Below are 19,189 nucleotides of genomic sequence, written 5' to 3' on the forward strand. Positions count from 1 at the left end.
AAGCCCGCAGCGTCTTCGCGCTTTTTGCCGGTTGGCAACGGCCTATCCATCCCCCCGCTCCTTCGCCATAGCCCCGGCAGGGACGACATGTACCCGGAGCCCAATATCGCTATGAGAACAAACGCCGACGTGCCGAAGACGGAATCGGACGGAATCGGACGGAATCGGTACGACCCCGACTCAGAAATCGATATCGGTCAGCTCGAAGTTCTGCTTGAGCGGAATGATACCGCCTTCTTCGGCACCCGGATGGTAGATAATCGATTCGGGCTGGATACCTTTCTGTACGTTGCCAATGTCGCGCTTTCTGTTGCCGTTGCGGTCAATGATGAGCCGAACGCGGTATCGACCCGGTCGAAGGCGGGCAAAGCTATAGGCCGGCGTTCCGTATGACGACCGGATTAGGGTGTACTTCTCGTCCAGCAGCTCGACAATGAAGTTGGTACCCGCAGCCCCCACGGCCGCTGGACTTACCCGACCCGCAATCAGGCCGTAGCTGTCTTCGTCGGCAATGGTGTACTTGGCCAGAAACCGGGGCAATGTATCGCCCTGCACGCTTACGAACGCTCCTTTTTGCAGCAACATGAACAGGCTGTCGCGCACGTTGGTCGGCTTTTTGATCACCAGCCGCGAGAAATTGTTGCTCCAGGTCAGCTCGTTCTGGGGCAATGGCAGGGGTTTGGTCGTATCGGGACCGATCGCAATCAGCTGGGTGCTATACCGCAGGATGGGTTTGGTAAACGTCAGCGTCAGCTCCAGGTTATTATCGGTCGGTTCGCTGGGGGCCGGCGTCAGGTTCACAGTTAGTGGTTTCCGGTCGCGGGCGCGCGTTTTGAGGGGCGAAAAATAAATTCGCTCTTTCAGCTCCGTCACGTTACCGACCGAGTCTTCGGCCGCCACGGTAACGGCAATGGTATCGGCCGCGGCCCGGTTGGCAGGCCTGAACAGCCGGATCATCTTCGGCGACTCCAGAAACGACACCAGCGTATCGCCGGGCTTGGCAAACAGCAGCCGGTAGCTGGCAATACCGCTGCTCAGCTCCAGCCCCAGCGTTTCGTCGGTGCGTTCGCGTCGGCTGATGCGTGGCTTACCGTAGCCCCGAAACGCCACCAGATTCACATCGGTGTACGTCCGGTTCAGGTTCACCACGCTATCGCGGAAAGCGACGCGCTCGCCGGGGGTGTTGTTGACCAGGTTCAGATCCTTGTCTTCGAACCCGAACACTTTATAGCGATCCGACTTCACGTTTTCGACGCGGAAGACGCCGTTGCTGTCGGTACGGGCAAAATAAGCCGGGCGTTTGCGGTTGATAGGCAGCGTATCGTTCGGCCCAAAGAGACCCACCACGAAGCCCAGCAGCGGCAGGCGGCTTTCGTCATCGACAACAGTACCGCTCAGGTAAAGCGAATCGATGGCAGGTCCGGTGCTGAAAACGACCTTGGCATCTTTGGCTACGTTACGCTCGGTAATGTCTTTGATCCCGTCGGAGAAATCGATGGTGTAGGTGGTGTTCTTCTGTAAGGGTTTGGCAAAGTTGAGCCGGAGTCCGTTTGGCTGTTGCTTGACCACGAAGGTGTTGCTGTCCTGGGGCGTGATGGTAATTTTCTGCTGGATATTTTCGGCCGTCACGTACTCGTCGAACGCCAGCTCTACGGTCTGGCCGGCATAATTCAGCTGGCGCTGCTTGGGCACACTCGACACCAGCTTGGGCGCCAGGGTATCTTTTTTACCGCCGGGCGGCTGGGCCACCTGGGCGCAGTTCTGCAGAAGAATAGGAAGAGCCAGCAGGGCGATAAACAGGTAATGGCGAAATGACATATCAGGGTAGTGGCCAGCCAGAGCGGGTGGTATCGCGCTGGTTTGGGCGGTAAAAGCAACTTGTTTTCTCTCGTCCGAAGCATCGGCTTCGGCTTTACCATTCACACAAAGGTAAACGCCCGTTTATGGTTCTTCTGTACCGGCCGACATAAAATGGGTGTTTCATTCGTTACGTTAGGTAGAATTTTAAGAAAATTTAAGCCTGCCTGGTCATCAGGCGACCGGGGGCGTAACGAGTTTGGTAGCTTTACCGCTCAACCTTTGTCAGACGAATCGGGTTTACGCCACTGACAAACGGATTTGCCCCCGGCCGTTGTGCCCCCATCAAAACGCTGTTCATGATTCACACCCGCCTATTTTCCCTGCTGACAACGCTTACGCTGGCAGGCTTGCTGGCCAGCTGCTCCGGCCCCGCTGATGAGCTGGACAGCCAGATCAGCGATGCGCTTACCAGCGATAAGGCCATCGACGCCACCGAAGCCGACGCGATCCGTACCTTCATCGAGAGCCAGAAAGACGACCTCGCCGACAATAAGAAAACCGCCAAACTACTCACCGATGCGGGCGACGTAGACGACGCTGAACTGTTGAAGTACATCCGGCGGAACATGACCTACCGCAAACTCGCCAAAGAAGGCGACGCGCCAACGGTATCGCTGGCGGGGGCGACGGCATCGGCCAAGCCCCTCCGGCTCAAACTTTACCTCGAAGCCAGCGGCAGCATGTTCCCCTACGACGCGCCCGGCGGCAACGGCACCTTCAAACGAACCCTCAACGACCTGCTGACCCAGTTCGATGGCATCAATCCGGGCCAGGGAAACATGTTCGTAGTCAATACCGAAGTGACCCCGCTGGGGCTGTCGCTCTCGCAGTTTTTCCGGGAGAAGAACCTCTTTACCGTAGCCAGGACAAAAGGGAAAACGACCAGTACCGATTTCGAAGGCATCTTCCAGACCATTCTGTCCGAAACCACCGGCGACGACCTGAGTGTGCTGGTCTCCGACCTGATCTACTCCGACCCCGGTCTGGCCGGGATGAGTGCGCAGAAAACCCTCGACGCGGCCAGCTCGCTGCTGACTACGGTCTTCAACCCCCACGCCACAACCCACTCGATGCTGGTCCTGAAGCTCACCGCCGACTTCGACGGAACCTACTATAGCTGGAACAACACCAAACAGAAATACAAAGGCGAACGCCCGTATTACCTCTGCCTGATTGGCCGGACCGAAACCCTGCAACGGCTGTATACCGACCCCGCTTACCAGACCATCCGGCAGTTTGAGCGGCTGCCCGGTTTCGAAGATTCGTGGTTCTTCGGGCGCGACGCCAAAGCAGTGGAGCCGTTCTATACGGTACTGGTCACCGACCCGGCGCGCAAAGGCCGGTTCAAACGGGCCGCCGAAGAGGTGCGCGCCCGCACCAAAGCGGTTCACGCCCTCGACGATGTGCAGCCCGACGTAACCGACAAAAGCCTGGCCATTCCGGTAGCGGTCGACCTGTCGGCGCTGCGCCTGCCGGCCTCGCTGCTGACCGACGTCAGCCAGTACGACGTATCGGGTAAAGACAACTTCAGGGTATCGGCCGTACAGACCTACTCGGGCGCCAACGGCACCACCCACAAGCTGTTGCTGAGCACCGATAAACCGGCCCGGGGCGCCCGTACGGCCGTAATCCGGCTCCGTCGGCAGTTTCCGCCCCGCTGGATCAGCCAGACCAACACGACCAACGATATCCCCGTCGACGCTACCTCTACCTTTGGCCTCCAAAACCTCTTGCAGGGCGTCGAACGAGCCTATAACCCCAACAACCAAACCGAGTATTTCACGCTAACGATAAATCTGAATTGAGTGAATGGTTTGCGTAAACCGGTATTCACTCAATCACTCATTCGCCATTCGCTCAATAAACAACATGGAAGAATCACTCTATAATTTCTACAATCTGTTTGTCAACAGCGCCTTACTCGAAGATTTGTACCAGGAGGAGCTGCTGTCGCCCATGACCTGGACCGCCATCGGCATTGCGTTCGTCGTTGCCTTTGCGTTTTACATCTGGCCTTTCAACAAAGTCAGTTTCAGCGGACTCGGCAGCTGGCTGCTGATGCTGGGGGTCAGCGCCCTGACCCTGTTCGTTATTACACTGGTTACCTGTTACCAGAAAGCCGGGCAGGAACTCCCGCGCGACGAGGCCGACCCCGAGCAGGGGATGTACTTCGACCAGGGCATCAGCGTCTTTCTGAGCTATGCGTTCGGGATGGCGCTGCTGACGGCGGTTATCTTCTTTGTCATCTCCATGATCATGAAAAATTTCAGTAAAAACGCTAAACACCGGCCCATGCTGTGGCCATCTAAATAACGAGTTTCGACGCCGTGGGTACACCGTGGTCCGTGTACCCACAGACCACGGTTGTAGAGACGCAACCCATTGCGTCTCCTGACCGGATGGTTTTACGTCTCTCTACAACCGGATGGTTTTGCGTCTCTACAACCGGACGGTTTTGCGTGCTCCCATCCGGATGATTTATTACTGACGCGGCTGAGACACGATGGCCGGGCGGTCGCGTCTGCACAAAGGAAAAACATAGAACTATGGCTAAATTATTTGTATTCGCTATTGGCGGAACGGGATCGCGGGTGCTGAAGGCCCTGACGTTCCTGCTGGCGTCGGGCGTGAAGCTCAACAACACCGACGAGGTCATTCCGATTGTCCTCGACCCCCATGCCACCAACGACGACCTCCTCCGCACCAAAGATCTGTTGCGCGAATACGGCAACATCCGCGCGGGTCTGCAATCGAAACCTGCCGAGAACTTCTTCGGTACGGAAATAAAAACCCTCAACCGGTCTATCGGCGGTAACGCGACCATTGCCGATACGTATGTGTTCGAGCTGCAGGGCGTACAGCAGGAGAAGTTTCGCGACTATATCAACTACGAAGGTCTCGACGCGCCTAACAAAGCACTGGCCAGCCTCCTCTTTTCGGAAGAAAATCTGGAAACGAAAATGGACATCGGCTTCGTTGGCAACCCTAATATTGGCAGTACGGTACTGAACCAGTTCCGCTACTCCGACGTGTTCCAGGCCTTTGCCGAGAACTTCGGCGCCAACGATCGTATTTTTATCGTCAGCTCCATCTTCGGCGGTACGGGCGCGGCCGGCTTCCCGATTCTGCTCAAGAACATCCGGGGGGCGCAGGCTATCGGACAAATTCCGAATCCGGCGTTCCTGCGCGATGCCAAGATCGGTGCCGTAACGGTGATGCCGTACTTCAGCCTCACCACCAGCGACAACAAGCTGATCGACCCGGCCTCGTTCATCGCCAAAACCAAGGCCGCCCTCAACTATTACCAGAAAGGCGTAAATCCATCTGTCAACGCCCTCTACTACATCGGCGACGACCAGACGAAGGCCTATACCTATGACCCCGGCGCGGGTGGTCAAAAGAACGAAGCCCACTTTGTTGAAATGGCGTCGGCCCTGGCCATTGTCGATTTCATGAACACGCCCGACAGTTCGCTGACCGTCAGCAACGGCCGCCCGACCAATCCGGTTTATAAGGAGTTCGGGGTCGAGCAGGACGGCACCTCGCTGCAACTGGGGCATCTGGCAGCCGCCACCAAACAGCTCATCAGCCTGCCCCTTTCTAAAATGGCGCTGTTCAGCACCTACCTCAGCCAGCGAATCCGCTCAGCTGCCGGTACCGTGCAGTGGTCGAAAGCCAACCCGCAAATCTCGACCTCGTTCCTGAACTCGTCGTTTTTCAACAGCGTCAAAAACTTCGATGCGGGCTTCCGGCAATGGCTGTCTGAGATGGGCGCCAACAAGCGCGGATTCGACCCGTTCCTGCTCGACGCAGCTAACCTGGGCCATACCGTTCGCGGATTCGAACCCAAGAAGAGAGGCCTGTTCGGGGGCGAGTCGGATGTTAAACTCGACATCGTTGACGACTTCGACCAAACGCTCAACAAAACCGCCGAAGGCAAAGCCTACGTAAGCGAGGCCGATAAATTTATTCAGTTGTTCTCCGAAGGTACCGACCGTTTCGTACGCGAGCGGCTGCCGAAGGTGATGGATTATTAACAAGTTCAGGTTGTCATTTCGCCGTCAGAAGGCCTCTCATTGCCAACCGCCAAAAGCGCTTAACTATGCCAACAACGCTTAGCTTACATAACCCAACACCGGGTCTGCACTGGTACGTGAGCAAACCGCTCGGGACCGACCAGATTGCCGCCATCCGCGACCCGCAGGGCGGCCAAACGGTGAAGCAGCCGACCTCGATTCCGAGTCCGTTTGCCCGAATGGATCTGGTTCGGTCGGCCTTCCTGAACCTGGCCCTCCGGCCCGATCTGAACGGCACCATCAACGACCAGCGTATCGTATCCGACTGCCTCGACGTGGGCGAGCTGTTTTTCAACTTCGACAAGCTCAAAACCTTCGTCACCATCACCCCTTTCGACGTGCGCACCGACCTCGATCGGCTGCGGCAGTCGACCAATCAGGGCCACCGGCGGCTGGGCGATGCGCTGAAGCTGTTTCTCGACCAGGACGCGGCCGAATACAACTTTGCCGACATCAACCGGCTGTTTATTCTCAGCTACCGGGGGCGCGTGGTCGGTGGCACCTCGCCCAAAACCCTGTTTTTCTCGTCGGGCAACGACCTGAGCTGGGTCGACGTAACGATGGGGAACGATCGGCTGTTCGATCAGTCGGTAACGCCCCTCCACCAGCGCGATATCGAATACCAGAAGTTCTGGTACGCCATCAAGCTGTTCATGCCCAACTTCCGCGACCGCTTCCGCGAGGTCGATGATTACCTGAACCGGAGCCGGTCGCTGTTGCAGCAGCAGAATCCGACGATGTTCTACGAGCATATCGAATCGCCCAATGGCCAGCCGCTGCTGACGCGCGAAAAGTTCGACAACGATTTCGACGAGCTGACCACCGGCCCCGGCGACGTAGTGGAAGTGCTGGGATTCCCGCTCCGCAAGAAGAAGTCCGACGCCCGGGCCATCGATCAGGTCAGCGACTTTATCATCAAATCCAAGAAATACGAGACCCTGAACCAGGGCAAGCCACGCCCCATGGCCTTGCAGAACCGGTTCTTCCGGCCCTTTACCTACGTACCGCAGGCGCAGTGGAACCCCAACACGCCCGTACCCTACGTGGCCCGGGAGTCCTGGCGCGACAACCAGCGCCCCCTGCCTGGCCAGCCCGGCAACTACCCCTGGCTGACGGTCAGCGACTTTCTGGAGCCTTACCTGGTCCGGCTTCCCTACCCTATGGATCGGGGCCGGTTTTTCGACGGAAACCTGCAGGCTCCGGCAACCGACAAGGGCTACCTGCTGCCGCTGAAAAAGGATTTCTTCGACTTCTTCGACGTAGACGACCTCATGACGGGCCGCGTCCGGATCAGGATGACGCCACAGGGGGCCGGCGTCAACGTATCGCTCGATATTCCGGTAACGGCCCCCGGCCAGCCCGGCAACCAGTTCGTCACCTTCGAGCGGCTGTATGCCCAAACGATCGGCAACAACGGTACGGCACCGAATGAAACCACAAATGAAGGAATCATCATCGAAAATTCGTTTACGGTCAACGTGTATCCCTTTGTTCGGTCGGGCAGTGTACCGGTACCGGCCGATTATCGGGTGCAGCTGATCGAGTCGGGTTTCGATAGCCAGAACCAGTACGAACTGACCTATTACGGGGAGAAAACCAACGCCGAAGTCAGGCCCGAGTCGAAACACCAGCGCACCGTTCGCCAGCAGAACACCGACGGATCGAGCGTGTATTATGTGCTGCGGGAGGAGTTCGACTACGTGCAGGCCAACATCCGGGGCGACGGTCGTGAGGTCCACGGCCTGCTGATTCCGCGCTGGCAGGTGTACAACGGCGGTAGCAAGCAGTTCGAATTTTCGGTCGATTTCGGCACCACCAACACCCACGTCGAGTACAAAGTAGACGGCAGTGCGCCCCGCCCCTTCGAGGTGGCCGAACTGACGCCACAGGTAGCGACGCTGGTCAATCCGGCGCAGTACAACCCGGCCCTGTTCGAGCTGTTTCTGCTCTACGATCTGGAGTTCGTACCGCCCACCATCGGCCCCGGCCGTCCTGACAATTTTCCGACGCGGACGGCCATTGCCGAGCCGATGAACCTCAGCTTCAACCAGCAGACGCAGGCCCTGGCCGACTTCAACATCCCGTTCTACGTAGAACGACAGCCAGCGGGGTCGAACCGGATCACGACCAACCTGAAATGGGCCAAGAACAACGACCAGACCGAACGGCGGGTAGAGGCCTTCCTGGAAGAGCTGCTGATGCTCATCAAAAACAAAGTGCTGACCGAAGGCGGCAACCTGACCCAAACGGTGGTGTACTGGTTCTTCCCGGCCAGCATGACCCCCGGCCGCGTGAGCCAGCTCCGCACCGACTGGCAGGAACTGTATGACCGCTACATTGGCGGAGCGCCCGGTCGGTTGCGCGAGGTATCGGAGTCGGTAGCGCCGTTTTATTACTACAAGCAAAACCCCACCCTGAGCGCATCGGCCCGGCCGGTCATCAACGTCGACATTGGCGGAGGCACCTCCGACGTGGTGGTCTACGAACGAAACGAACCCAAGCTGCTGACCTCGTTCCGCTTTGCCGGTAACGCCATCTACGGCGATGCATTCAGCGAATACGGAGCCGCCAGCCACAACGGGTTTGTCCGCAAGTACGCCGACCGCATCCAGACCCTGCTCGACAGCCAGAGCCTGGGCAACCTGAGCGATAACAACCGGCGCATGCTGGAAACCAACCGCTCCGAAGACATCATGGCGTTCTGGTTTTCGATCGAGAAGAGCAACGACGTAAAAGCCAAAAGTATGCTGTCGTTCAACGGCATGCTGGCCAAGGATGAAGACCTGAAGGTCGTATTCGTACTGTTCTACACCGCGCTGCTTTACCACGTAGCCCGGCTGATGAAGAGCAAAGGCATCGGGTTGCCGGGCGCGCTGACGTTTAGCGGCACTGGCTCGAAACTGCTGACCATTATCAGTACGGACGATGCGATGCTGGGAAAGCTAGCGCGGGCCATCTTCGAGAAGGTCTATGAGCAGCCCTACGACCTGAGTGGCCTGACGCTGTTCTACGAGCGCAAGGGACCGAAAGAGGTGACCTGCAAAGGAGCGCTGATGCAACCCACCAACAGCCGCCCCGTCGATACCGAAGCCATCAGCTATGTGTACCCGGCCACGTTCAACGATCAGTACCCGGCGCTGACCTATGCGGATCTGCGCCGGCCCGAAGTCGTCGATTCATTGCTGAAAGAAACCAACGCGTTCATCGATTTCTTCTTCGCCCTGAATCAGCAGTTCAGCTTTGTCCGCAACCTGAACGTGTCGGCCCGGTCGCTGGCCGTGGCGCAACAGGAACTGCGTACCCACCTGGACACCTCGCTCATGGACGGTATCCAGCGCCGGGAAAGCGACGTGGCTGCCGAGTACAGTGGCATGACCGACGCCCTGGCCGCGCCCATCGAAGAAACGTTGTTCTTCTACCCGCTGATCGGAGCCATCAACAAACTGGCCAACGCCCTGGCGTAATCCCTGGTTGATACCGGTCCGGGTGTTACACCGAAGTCGCTCACCGTGGTCCGTGTCCTCACCGGGACGCGTAGTCCGGGACGCGTAGTTGGACCACTTGTCCGGATGGTTTGTTGCTGTCGCACGAGTGGTCCAACTACGCATTCCGGTGAAGCCGGCGCAGACCACGGTGTAGAGAGCGCCGACCGCAGGGACTACGGTGAGCGACTTCGGTACATACGACAATTGAAAAGAGGACAGCGCCCGACTGGCAGACCGGTTCGGGCGCTTAAACCAACCTTTTTTATGATACAGAAAACGATCCTGACGCTCGTTGGTACGATTGGCCTGGGCACTTCCCTGCTGGCTCAGACGGCAACGCCCAATGCGGCTGCGGTGGATACGCTGACCAAAGAGGTAGCCATTGCCGTATTTGAGAAAATCGACCAGCCCAAGGCACAGGACATCTACAATCAGCTGCTCGAATGTGGCGACGGCTGCGACCCGCAGATGATCATCAGAACGGTAGGCAGCTGGGATCAGGTTGGCGCCAAGCTGGAAGAACTGTCGGTGCTGAAAAACACCCAGCGTTTTCAGGCCCTGCCACCCGCCGAAGCCAACGCGGCCATCCGGAAACAGCTGCTGCAGTTCTACATCAAACACAAAGCGGAAAAACCATACAGTGTGCCGCTCACGCCAGCCGTTCAGCTACAAATTCTGGCTAAAATTGACGGGCTCCTGCCCCCTGGTCAGCCCGACCCGGCTCAGCCAGCCACCGATCAGCCCGCCACGGCCGAACAACCGGCCGTTGACGCCGAAACCGGCCTGTCGGACGAAGGCAACATAGACCCCGTAGCCCTGCAGATGAGCCGGCTGGAGCGGGCCGTAAAAGAAGAACAGGAAAAAAGCATGTGGATGATCATTGCAAGTGGTCTAGTTGGGCTGATAGTCGGAGCCGGCGCCGTTTATTGGCTGGGGTATCGGTCGTTGAAATCGGACGTAGACGGACTAACGGCCCAGAACAGCCGGCTTGCCGCCCAGTTGGACCAGGCGCAGCGGAGTAAGCCGACCAACACCCCTCGTCCCCCACAGAACCAGCCCGACTATAAAACCAAAGCCGAGGCCTACGATACCATCCGGGCCGAGCTGGGTACCGATCCACTGGCCGCTATTCGTCAGTTGAAGCAGTCGGCCAGTCAGCCCGCCAGCCCGGCAGCGCCCGCTCCGCCCGCTAATCCGGTTGTCGAAGCCAGTGTCCGGCCCGAGCCGGCGCCGGTACCCATGAGCCAGTCGCAGGTAACGCCCCCGCCGGTCCGGAACGAGGTGCTTTATTTCCCGCCCCCCAGCCCCAACGGTTTGTTCGACAGCGGCCAGCAGATGCCCGCACTCTCGCCCGAATCGGCTTATCGGTTCAGCATCAGCGCCGACAAACCCGACGTGGCTACCTTTAGCTTCGAAGCAGAACCGGGCCGGGTAACGCGCCTGCTGACGTATCGAAACTACATGATCGAACCCGCCTGCGATAGCGAAAACAGCTACTCCTCGCAACACACCCGCATCGTTAACCGGCGCGACGGGGAGGCTGTCCGCGAGAACGGGGGCTGGCGCGTCGTCACCAAAGCCCTCATCCGCTATGAATAGGTCTGTAGCGATCATAGCGGCACTCCGACCTCTGTATGCGCTGCTCCTGGTGGCATCGCTGCTGTACCTGTCGGGCTGCTCGGGCTGCTCACGATCGGGTAGTCACCAGCCCCGCCGGACCAAACGCAGTACGTCCGATGCACCGGCCCGCGTACCGGCCGATACGACCCCGGCGGTGGCGAAACCAACGCTGAAGCAGATCGGCGACGGGCCTACCGAAGTGGCGATGGAGAAAGAGAACGGCGTATATAAAGTGCCGGTTACGGTAAATGGCGTTCCCATGCGGTTCATCCTCGACACCGGCGCGAGCCTGATTTCCATGTCGGAAGCCGAAGCGGAACTGCTCTACAAACAGGGGGCGCTCAAACCCGCCGACGTAATCGGGCGGTCGCGCTTCCAGGACGCTACCGGAGCCATATCGCCCGGGGCGGTGGTTCGACTCCGGTCGGTCCAGATCGGGGATCGGGTGTTACAGAATGTCAACGCCAATATTGTCGGCAGCAGCAAAGCCCCTTTGTTGCTCGGCCAGTCGGCCTTGTCGCAGTTTGGCAAAATTTCGGTCGATTACCGGCGGAACGTGGTGACGTTTGATTGATTTTTTGTGTTTATAGCAATGACCAGCGCGGTTTACGGCGACATGCCCGGAAATCGCGCTGACTTGACTACATACCACTACCGCTCTCAATGACAGAAACCGAACTGACCGATCGACTCCGCGAAGCCATCGTACTGGATGGTCCCGACGCCTGGCGCACCAACGGCTACCTGCAGGACGCGCAGGCGGCTGGCCTGTCGCTGCCCGATGCGCTGAAACGAGCCAATGATATCGGTCAGGAGGTCAGCAACAACCGTATTCTTTTCCAGAATATTCAGACCCGTATTGCCCGGCTGGCCGAACCGTCGCGCGCGCATCTGATCGATCAGGACATCAACCAGATTATCAATGCTGCCCGATCGCTGAACCTGTCGCCCGAGTTTGTCCGCAACCGCTGGATACCGGCCGAGCTGGCGCGGCACAGCCCGAAGCCAGTGCCCCCCGTCAGCGAACCGGCCCCGGTCGTAACTTCGCCGGTTGCGCCCGCGGCTGATCCCTACGAAGACCTGATTGAGCCGGAGCCCGAGCCTGCCCCGCCGGTTGTACGCGTTACCGAGCCCGCCCCCGTAGTTGAGCCGCCCCAGCCACCGCCTGCGCCAGAACCGGCTTACGTCCCTCCTGCTCCGCTGCCGGAGCCGCCCGCGCCCTTTGTCAGAACGTTTACGGCCACACCCGCCCGGGTCAGGCAGGGCCAGGCCGTGACCATCGAATGGGACGTTACGAACCTGCTGGCCGTAACCATCGACGATCTGGGCGAGGGCCTGTCGCCGAAAAACCGGGGCTGGGTAAAACCGAAGAAGACCACCGATTACACCCTGTTCGACGTCAATAATAATCCGCTCAGTACCGTAAGGGTGGAGGTTATCCCGCGCGACCGGAGCGGCATATACGGCGTTTTGTTCGCGCTGGCCCTGCTGGCGCTGATTTACTGGTTCATCAGGAACAGCAACTCGGGAAGCCGGACCCGTGCCGAACCTAACCAGCAGGAACAACTCGCCGACCGATCGACAACCGACGAAACGTCGGCCCTGAGCCGGCAGGAACCCGCTCCCGAACCAACCGCTACGGAGACCGAGACAACGCCCGCTACGGACGAGGACGAGTCGATCGCATCCGATACGAAACCCACCGACGAACCGAAGGCCCGGGAGCCGGAACCGCAGCGCGTTGACGAACCCGCCACCGAACCCGCCCCAACCCCCGCCGACGCCCGACAGGGAAAATACGAGGAAGCCTTTGGCGATAAACCCTACGACAAGGTAGAACTCGGCACCGACGAACGCGGCTGGCGACGCGCCCGCAGCCGGGGCCGCTGGGGTTACATCGACCAGAATGACCAGTGGGTGATCGAACCTGAATACGAAGCCGTAACGCCATTCCGGGGCAATACGGCCGGGGCATTTCTGAACGGTCAGCTCATCACCATCAACCGGGACGGCGAGCAGGTTCGGAATCCATAGGCCACCTGCTCCCTACGGCCCCAGCGTAACCGTCAGCTTCTGAAACGAAGTCCAGTAGCCCGTTGTCGTCACGCCGATTCCGTTTCCCGACAGCATCTTGAACGGATACGGACTGCTGCGTACCTCCTGCTCGTTGATGTAAAAATGGAGCAGATCGCCCTTCCGACGAATAATCAGCCGGTTCCGGTTTTTATCGAGCGCTACGCCCGGCTTGAAATAATCGCCCGGCATGTAGTCGCTGAAGGTCTGCCCATCGGCCATCCGCACGATGGCAATATCGCCGTTTCCGTTCAGCAGGAAGGCCGAATAGGTCGTTGAGTCGCGCACGCCGAACACGACCCCACCCGTAGGAATCCGGCCCGAGTCGGCCACAATATCTACTTTGATGGTATACTCCTCCGCAATATTGAGGTTGATGGCGGTCGGCAGCGGCACGAAGCTGAACGCAGCCTGCTGCGTAGCCCGGCGTTTGAGAATATTGTATTTCCCCAGGCCGATCTGATACTGATAGTCGCCTTTCACGCCTGCTTTCCAGCCGTTTCGGTTCGTGGCAAAGTCGCCGGTAAAAGCGGGCCGATAACCGGGATCAGCCGCCGGAGCAGGTCGACGGGTGGGCGGTGACGACGGGGGAGCAGCTGCGGTGGCCGGTTCATCGGGTGTTGCCGCTGACGCAGGCGTGGGTACACTGGCCGAAGCCGTGGGGGTTGCGGGCCGACGCGCAGCCGCCGGCCGGAGGGTTACCTTCTGCCAGTCGCTGGAAGCCGAATAAACGACATCCTTCGCCCGGCGGGTTTGCGCCAGGCCATCGGTAAGCAGCAGGGCCGTGAACACCAGGGAGAAAAAAAGACGCATAAGAGATTATCGTTAGAATGAGTAGCGAAGAACGGCGGTGGGCTGGCCCATCTGAAGACCCGGCCGAACGGATACGGCATCGATCCGGCGGGCCTCGCGACGCAGCTGGCTGTTCCGCAGTCCCTTGATAAACGTCAAGACCACATCGGTCAGTGCCACAGCGGCAGCCGCCCGGGTGGCCATAAAATACCGCTGGTGATGGTTATTAGCCGTCACGTAAAAGGGTTCGGCGGCCGTGGCATTTTTCTGCACCTCGTAGTCAGCGTAAGCATCCTGCGCCTGCTGGCGTTCCATGAATCCGTAAGCAACCAGACCGTACGTAGCAACGGTTACCAGTGGCCGGAAGCCCACGCGGGGTCTGGGACGCTGCACGAAAATATTGCCGATGCCCGGCGCTACAGCACTGACCAGCGCCCAGGCTGGCCCGTCGTACCGCTGTCGACCCAGCCGGCTCCCGCCCGGTATGGCTGGGGTTTCGGGCCCGGCAGGCTCGGCGGGAGTTTGGACAACCGGCGCTGGCTCGGGTACCGGTCGGTCCCGGTTCCGGCGCTGACGCGGCTGGTCCGGAGCGGGTTCGGGGCTGGCAGGCGTAGCGGGAGTCGGGGCGGTAGCCACCGGGGCCGTTCTGGTCGGGGTTACCGGCTCGGGAGTCGGTTCAGGAGCCGCTGGCATCACCCCCGCTTTGACCCGCACAATGGCCTGAATTTCTTCGTCGAGCGCGTACCCATTGGCCAGCGCATTCCAGACAATACGCCGGTCAGAACCAGCCACGATACGCCGACCCACATCCCCCCGCACCAGTTCGGGCCGGATAGAGAGTAAGCCACGAACCCGGCTGCGGACGTCGAAATAAACAGAGTCGCCGGGCCGGGCGCTGATCAGGTCGTAGCGAATTTCGAGCTGGGCCGAGTCAATGGCGCGCACCCGAATGTTACGTACCCGTTCCTGCGCCTGAACCGCTGGTATCAGGAGAAGCCCCCCGAAAAAAAAGAGAATGAAACGCATCATGGTTTAGTTACGGACGGTGATCTGGGCGGTACGGACGTATTTATCATCGCACGAGTTGACCAGCACGAGCGTGACGGTATAGGTGCCCGGCTGGGCGTAGTTGTAGGTGACCCGGTTTCCGACCCGGCCGATGTTTCGCCCATCGCCGGGGTCCCAGCCCGCCACGGTGATATCGCCCGTGGGTTTGTCCAGGAAAAAGGTGACGTCCAGTTGATCGACGACAACGCCGATCTCGGCCGAGGGTTGGGCGCAGACAGGAAAGGTTTTGCGCTCCAGATCGAATGGCTCACAGGCAGCCAGACCCAGTAGCACAAACCCAAATAGGAAACGTTTTAGCATAAGTAGTACAATAAACAGCAAATTAAGTAATAGTAGACCAATGAAGATATACTAGCCATCAAAATAGACTTGATCCGGTCTGTACCAAACAGCCACTCTTTTGCGTAAATTTATACAATCACTGACCAATGTATGGCCTGATCCAACACCGGAACGAGTAGCCGTTCAACAGATCGATTGACTTGTCATAGTTATGCCTGGACTCAAAGCCCAACAGGACCCTATAGCCGATACCCTTACCCCGTTCGATGTTCGCCAGACCGTTGACCAGCTCAACCTGATTGGCGTTACCATCGACCGCGACGGTACGCTCAGCTACGCCAACCCGTATACCTACCGCGTTACGGCCTGGCAACCCGACGATATCGTCGGCAAAAACTTTTTCGACATTTTCATTCCGGCGGCCGACCGCGCCCGGCTCGAACTCGAATTTGAGGACGCCCTGACCAAAGCCACCTTTCCCGAACAGCGGGAGATCAGCATGCTGGCGCGCAGCGGGGCCGTCCGGAATGTGCTGCTCAACTCGTTCATTGCCAACCGGGGCGACGACAGCACCGGCACCCATCGGTATGTCTCGTCGTTTACGCTCATCGGCGAGGATGTTACCAACAAACGGCGGGTAGCGTCGGCACTCTCGAACACCAATGCGCAGCTTCAGGACCTCGTCGACAATACCTCCGACCTGATTCAGCTGCTCACCCTCGACGGCAAATTTATTTTCGTGAACCGGGCCTGGCGCGAGGTACTCGGCTACAGCTCCGACGAAATTGCCGCCCTGAACCTGCGCGACGTACTCCACCCCGACTACGCCACCAGCACCCTGGCGGCCCTCAAGCGCATTCAGCAGGGGGACAAGCTGCCGTATATCGAGACCGTTTTCCGCAGCAAAACGGGCAAAACACTCTTTCTGTCGGGCAGCGTCAACTGCCGCTTCGATAACGACCGCCCAACGGCTTTCCGCTGTATTCTGCACGACACCACCGGAAAAATCCGCGCTGAAAAATCGCAGAAACTCTATTATAGCATTGCCAACTGGACCATCAACACGCCCAACCTGGACGAGCTGTATCAGAAAATCCATGAAGAACTGGGCAACATCATCGATGCCCGCAACTTCTTCATTGCCCTCTACGACGCCGGCAAAACCTACCTGTCGTTCCCGTATTACGTAGACGAATACTTTGGCGGCAACATGCGGTTTACCAAGCGGAAGATCGGCAACGGGCTGACCGAATATACCATTCAGGCCAACAAACCGCTGTTTCTGTACGAGAAAGATATCCGGGCCCTGGCCGAACAGCACGAGATCGATCTGTACGGCCAGCTTCAGCCGCAGGTGATGCTGACGGCTCCGCTCCGGATCGGCGACGAGATTACGGGGATTATCGGGGTCAAATCGTACGACGATGCCCGCACCTACGGCCCCCGCGACCTCGAACTGCTCGAATTCATTTCGGGGCAGGTGGCGCTGGCCATCGCCCGAAAGCAGTCCGAAGCGGCTCTGGATAAGCAGAACGCCCGGCTCAACGCCATGTTCGACAGCAGCACCTACCTGATTTGGTCGGTCAACAAAGCGCTGCAGCTCACCTCGTTCAACCGAAATTACGCCCAGCTGATCGAACGCAACGTGGGTGCCTTGCCTACCCTCAACAGCAGCGCGCCCAACTTTGGCTGGCGGATGGTCGGCCCCGAAAGCCGTAAAATACTCGAAGACCGCTACCGGCAGGCTTTTCGGGGGGTGCCGCAGAACTTTGAACTCCGCATCGACGGCGACCGGCTCGACAACTCGGAGGGCTGGCTCGACTTTCAGCTCAATCCGATCATGCTGGCCAGCGGGCTCATTGAAGAGGTGTCCGGCATAGCGCGCGATATCACCAACCGCAAACGGGCCGAAATCGCGACCCGGCAGAGCGAAGAAAAATTTCGGGGTATCTTCGAAAACCTCCAGGATATCTACGCCCGGGTCGACCGGAAAGGGCGCATTACGATGGTCAGCCCGTCGGTATTCAAACGCCTGGGCTATACGCCGGACGAGGTACTGGGGCAGGATGCCATGCAGTATTTTGTGGACAAGAGCGTTATCCACCGGGCCATGATCAAGCTCGGCCGCAACCACAGCCTCCGCAACTTCGAGGTCAGCATGCGCCGGAAAGACGGCACCGAGCGGCAGTTTATGTTCAACATGCTGCTGCTGAACGATGGCCCCGGCAACGACCCCGACCCGGTAGTAGCGGTGCTGGCCCGCGACATTACGGAGCTGAAGCGCCAGTCGGCCGAACTGGTTAAAGCCAAAGACGAAGCCGAACGATCGCTGAAGGTCAAAGAGCAGTTTCTGGCCAATATGAGCCACGAAATCCGGACGCCCATGAACGGGGTGATCGGCATGATCGACCTGCTCAACGACACCCAGCTCGACGACGAACAGCGGAGTTACGTCAAAACCATCAAGCGATCGTCAGAAACGCTGCTCAACATTTTGAACGACATCCTGGACCTGTCGAAGATCGAAGCGGGCAAGATGGTGCTGCACGAGTCGCCGGTTGCGTTCCGGGAGATTTTCGAGAAGCTGATTGCGCTGTTCGGGCAGCAGGCCAACTCCAAAAATAATACGCTGACCTACCACCTCAGCCCCGACCTGCCCACCTACGTCATTGCCGATCAGACGCGGCTGCTGCAGGTGCTGTCGAACCTGACCTCGAACGCCATCAAGTTTACCGAAAACGGCGAGGTGCGCGTGGAGGCATCGCTCATCAGTAAACACGGGAAGTTTAACCGGATTCGGGTGGCCGTGATCGACTCGGGCATTGGCATCTCGCCCGCCAACATCAAGCTGCTCTTCAACTCGTTCAGTCAGGTCGACACCTCCTCGCGCAAGTCGTTCGGCGGCACGGGGCTGGGACTGGCCATCTCGAAAGAACTCGCCACGCTCATGAAAGGCGACGTGGGTGTCGAGTCGGAAGTAGGCCAGGGCAGCACGTTCTGGTTCACCATCGAGCTGAAAGAAACGGCCATCAGCCCCACCCAGCAAACCACCGAAGTGGCCGAAATAGCGCTGGCCAACTTCTTCTCGACCTATCACCCGCAGGTGCTGCTCGTTGATGATAACGCCGTGAACCGGAAAGTAGCCAGCGAAATTCTGCGCAAAGCCGGCTGTGTCGTCACCACGGCCGACAGCGGTCCCGCAGCAATCCAGGCCGTAGACGAACGGGTCAAAGACGGCGCCGGATCAGCAACGCCGACGGCCTCGCCCTTCGACGTCATTTTTATGGATATCCAGATGCCCGACATGGACGGCGTGGAAACGACCCGGCATCTGCGCCATCAGTTCGGCAGTCAGCTCCCGACCATCGTAGCGATGACGGCCTATTCGATGCGCGAAGATCGCGAACGGTTCATCAGTCAGGGTCTCGACGATTATATTGCCAAACCCATTCGGGCGCAGAGCCTGGTGGCGAAGGTAAAAGAGATTGTTGACAACCGGCAGCTGAAGGCCAGCCAGCCCGAACTTTCGTCGGCCCCGCCCGTCAGTAAGCCGAAGGCCCAGGAACCCAAACCCGAAAATCAGCTCCCGATTCTTGATGAAGCCATTGTGGGTCAGCTGCGCGACATTGGCGGGCAGGAGCTGGTGGACAGTATTCTGGAAGAGTTTATGATCGAAGCCGCCGATCTGGTACGGGGTTCTATCGATGCCTACGCCCTGGGCGACATCCCGACCGTGAAAAGCCACCTGCATACCCTCAAAGGATCGGCGGGGACCATCGGCGTGGCGCGCATGGCCGACATTGCCCGCACCGCCGAAGGCAAGCTCAAAGTCAACGACACCAGCGGCCTGAACGAAGCCCTTCAGGACCTCGAAAAAGCCTTCGCCGAGTTCCTGGCCACCCGCGAAGAACCCTGACAAAACCCACCTCTACC

12 protein-coding genes are annotated in these 19,189 nt (G+C 59.0%); 8 read left to right on the forward strand and 4 right to left on the reverse strand.

Translation table 11 applies throughout. The annotated features are described in order from the left end of the window. Positions 1 to 180 precede the first annotated feature (180 nt). A complete protein-coding gene (locus B1C80_RS12265) occupies positions 181 to 1,818 on the reverse strand; it encodes an Ig-like domain-containing protein (RefSeq protein WP_077921741.1) in 1,638 nt (545 codons plus the stop codon). A 338-nt stretch (positions 1,819 to 2,156) separates the two neighbouring features. On the opposite strand from B1C80_RS12265, the gene B1C80_RS12270 reads away from it, so the two are divergent. The 7 genes from B1C80_RS12270 to B1C80_RS12300 all read left to right on the forward strand — a co-directional run bounded on the left by B1C80_RS12270 (position 2,157) and on the right by B1C80_RS12300 (position 13,075). Next, positions 2,157 to 3,665 carry a hypothetical protein gene (locus B1C80_RS12270; protein WP_077921384.1) on the forward strand — a complete coding sequence of 503 codons (1,509 nt, stop codon included), beginning with the start codon at positions 2,157 to 2,159 and terminating at the stop codon, positions 3,663 to 3,665. 64 nt (positions 3,666 to 3,729) lie between these two features. Next, a complete protein-coding gene (locus tag B1C80_RS12275) occupies positions 3,730 to 4,173 on the forward strand; it encodes a hypothetical protein (protein ID WP_077921385.1) in 444 nt (147 codons plus the stop codon). A 233-nt stretch (positions 4,174 to 4,406) separates the two neighbouring features. Then, positions 4,407 to 5,897: a hypothetical protein gene (locus B1C80_RS12280; protein WP_077921386.1), complete on the forward strand. Its 1,491-nt coding sequence runs from the start codon at positions 4,407 to 4,409 to the stop codon at positions 5,895 to 5,897. Between the two features lie 65 nt (positions 5,898 to 5,962). Continuing rightward, positions 5,963 to 9,400 carry a hypothetical protein gene (locus B1C80_RS12285; protein WP_077921387.1) on the forward strand — a complete coding sequence of 1,146 codons (3,438 nt, stop codon included), beginning with the start codon at positions 5,963 to 5,965 and terminating at the stop codon, positions 9,398 to 9,400. A 285-nt stretch (positions 9,401 to 9,685) separates the two neighbouring features. Further along, on the forward strand, positions 9,686 to 11,020 hold the full coding sequence (locus B1C80_RS12290; protein ID WP_077921388.1) for a hypothetical protein: 1,335 nt from the start codon (positions 9,686 to 9,688) through the stop codon (positions 11,018 to 11,020). After that, positions 11,013 to 11,615, forward strand: a complete 603-nt coding sequence (locus tag B1C80_RS12295) for a TIGR02281 family clan AA aspartic protease (protein ID WP_077921389.1) — start codon at positions 11,013 to 11,015, stop codon at positions 11,613 to 11,615. Before B1C80_RS12290 ends, B1C80_RS12295 begins: the two co-directional genes overlap by 8 nt. Positions 11,616 to 11,704: 89 nt before the next feature. After that, positions 11,705 to 13,075: a WG repeat-containing protein gene (locus B1C80_RS12300; RefSeq protein WP_077921390.1), complete on the forward strand. Its 1,371-nt coding sequence runs from the start codon at positions 11,705 to 11,707 to the stop codon at positions 13,073 to 13,075. 12 nt (positions 13,076 to 13,087) lie between these two features. Here the strand turns inward: B1C80_RS12300 and B1C80_RS12305 are convergent, their stop codons facing one another. Genes B1C80_RS12305 through B1C80_RS12315 form a run of 3 tightly spaced genes read right to left on the reverse strand, consistent with a single transcriptional unit; the run spans position 13,088 to position 15,274 of the window. Beyond that, positions 13,088 to 13,927 (reverse strand): hypothetical protein, encoded by an 840-nt coding sequence (locus B1C80_RS12305; RefSeq protein WP_077921391.1) that lies wholly within the window; start codon positions 13,925 to 13,927, stop codon positions 13,088 to 13,090. Positions 13,928 to 13,939: 12 nt separating this feature from the next. After that, complete coding sequence (locus tag B1C80_RS28920; RefSeq protein WP_304442106.1) at positions 13,940 to 14,935, reverse strand: hypothetical protein; 996 nt, start codon at positions 14,933 to 14,935, stop codon at positions 13,940 to 13,942. Positions 14,936 to 14,938: 3 nt separating this feature from the next. Further along, the gene (locus B1C80_RS12315; protein WP_077921393.1) at positions 14,939 to 15,274 is read right to left on the reverse strand and encodes a PKD domain-containing protein; all 336 of its coding nucleotides are present in this window, start codon (positions 15,272 to 15,274) and stop codon (positions 14,939 to 14,941) included. Positions 15,275 to 15,467: 193 nt separating this feature from the next. On the opposite strand from B1C80_RS12315, the gene B1C80_RS12320 reads away from it, so the two are divergent. Further along, entirely contained in the window at positions 15,468 to 19,172 is a 3,705-nt protein-coding gene (locus B1C80_RS12320) for a PAS domain S-box protein (RefSeq protein ID WP_077921394.1), read from the forward strand. Positions 19,173 to 19,189 lie beyond the last annotated feature (17 nt).

Source organism: Spirosoma sp. 209 (genome assembly GCF_002006735.1).
Taxonomy (GTDB): Bacteria; Bacteroidota; Bacteroidia; order Cytophagales; family Spirosomataceae; genus Spirosoma; species Spirosoma sordidisoli.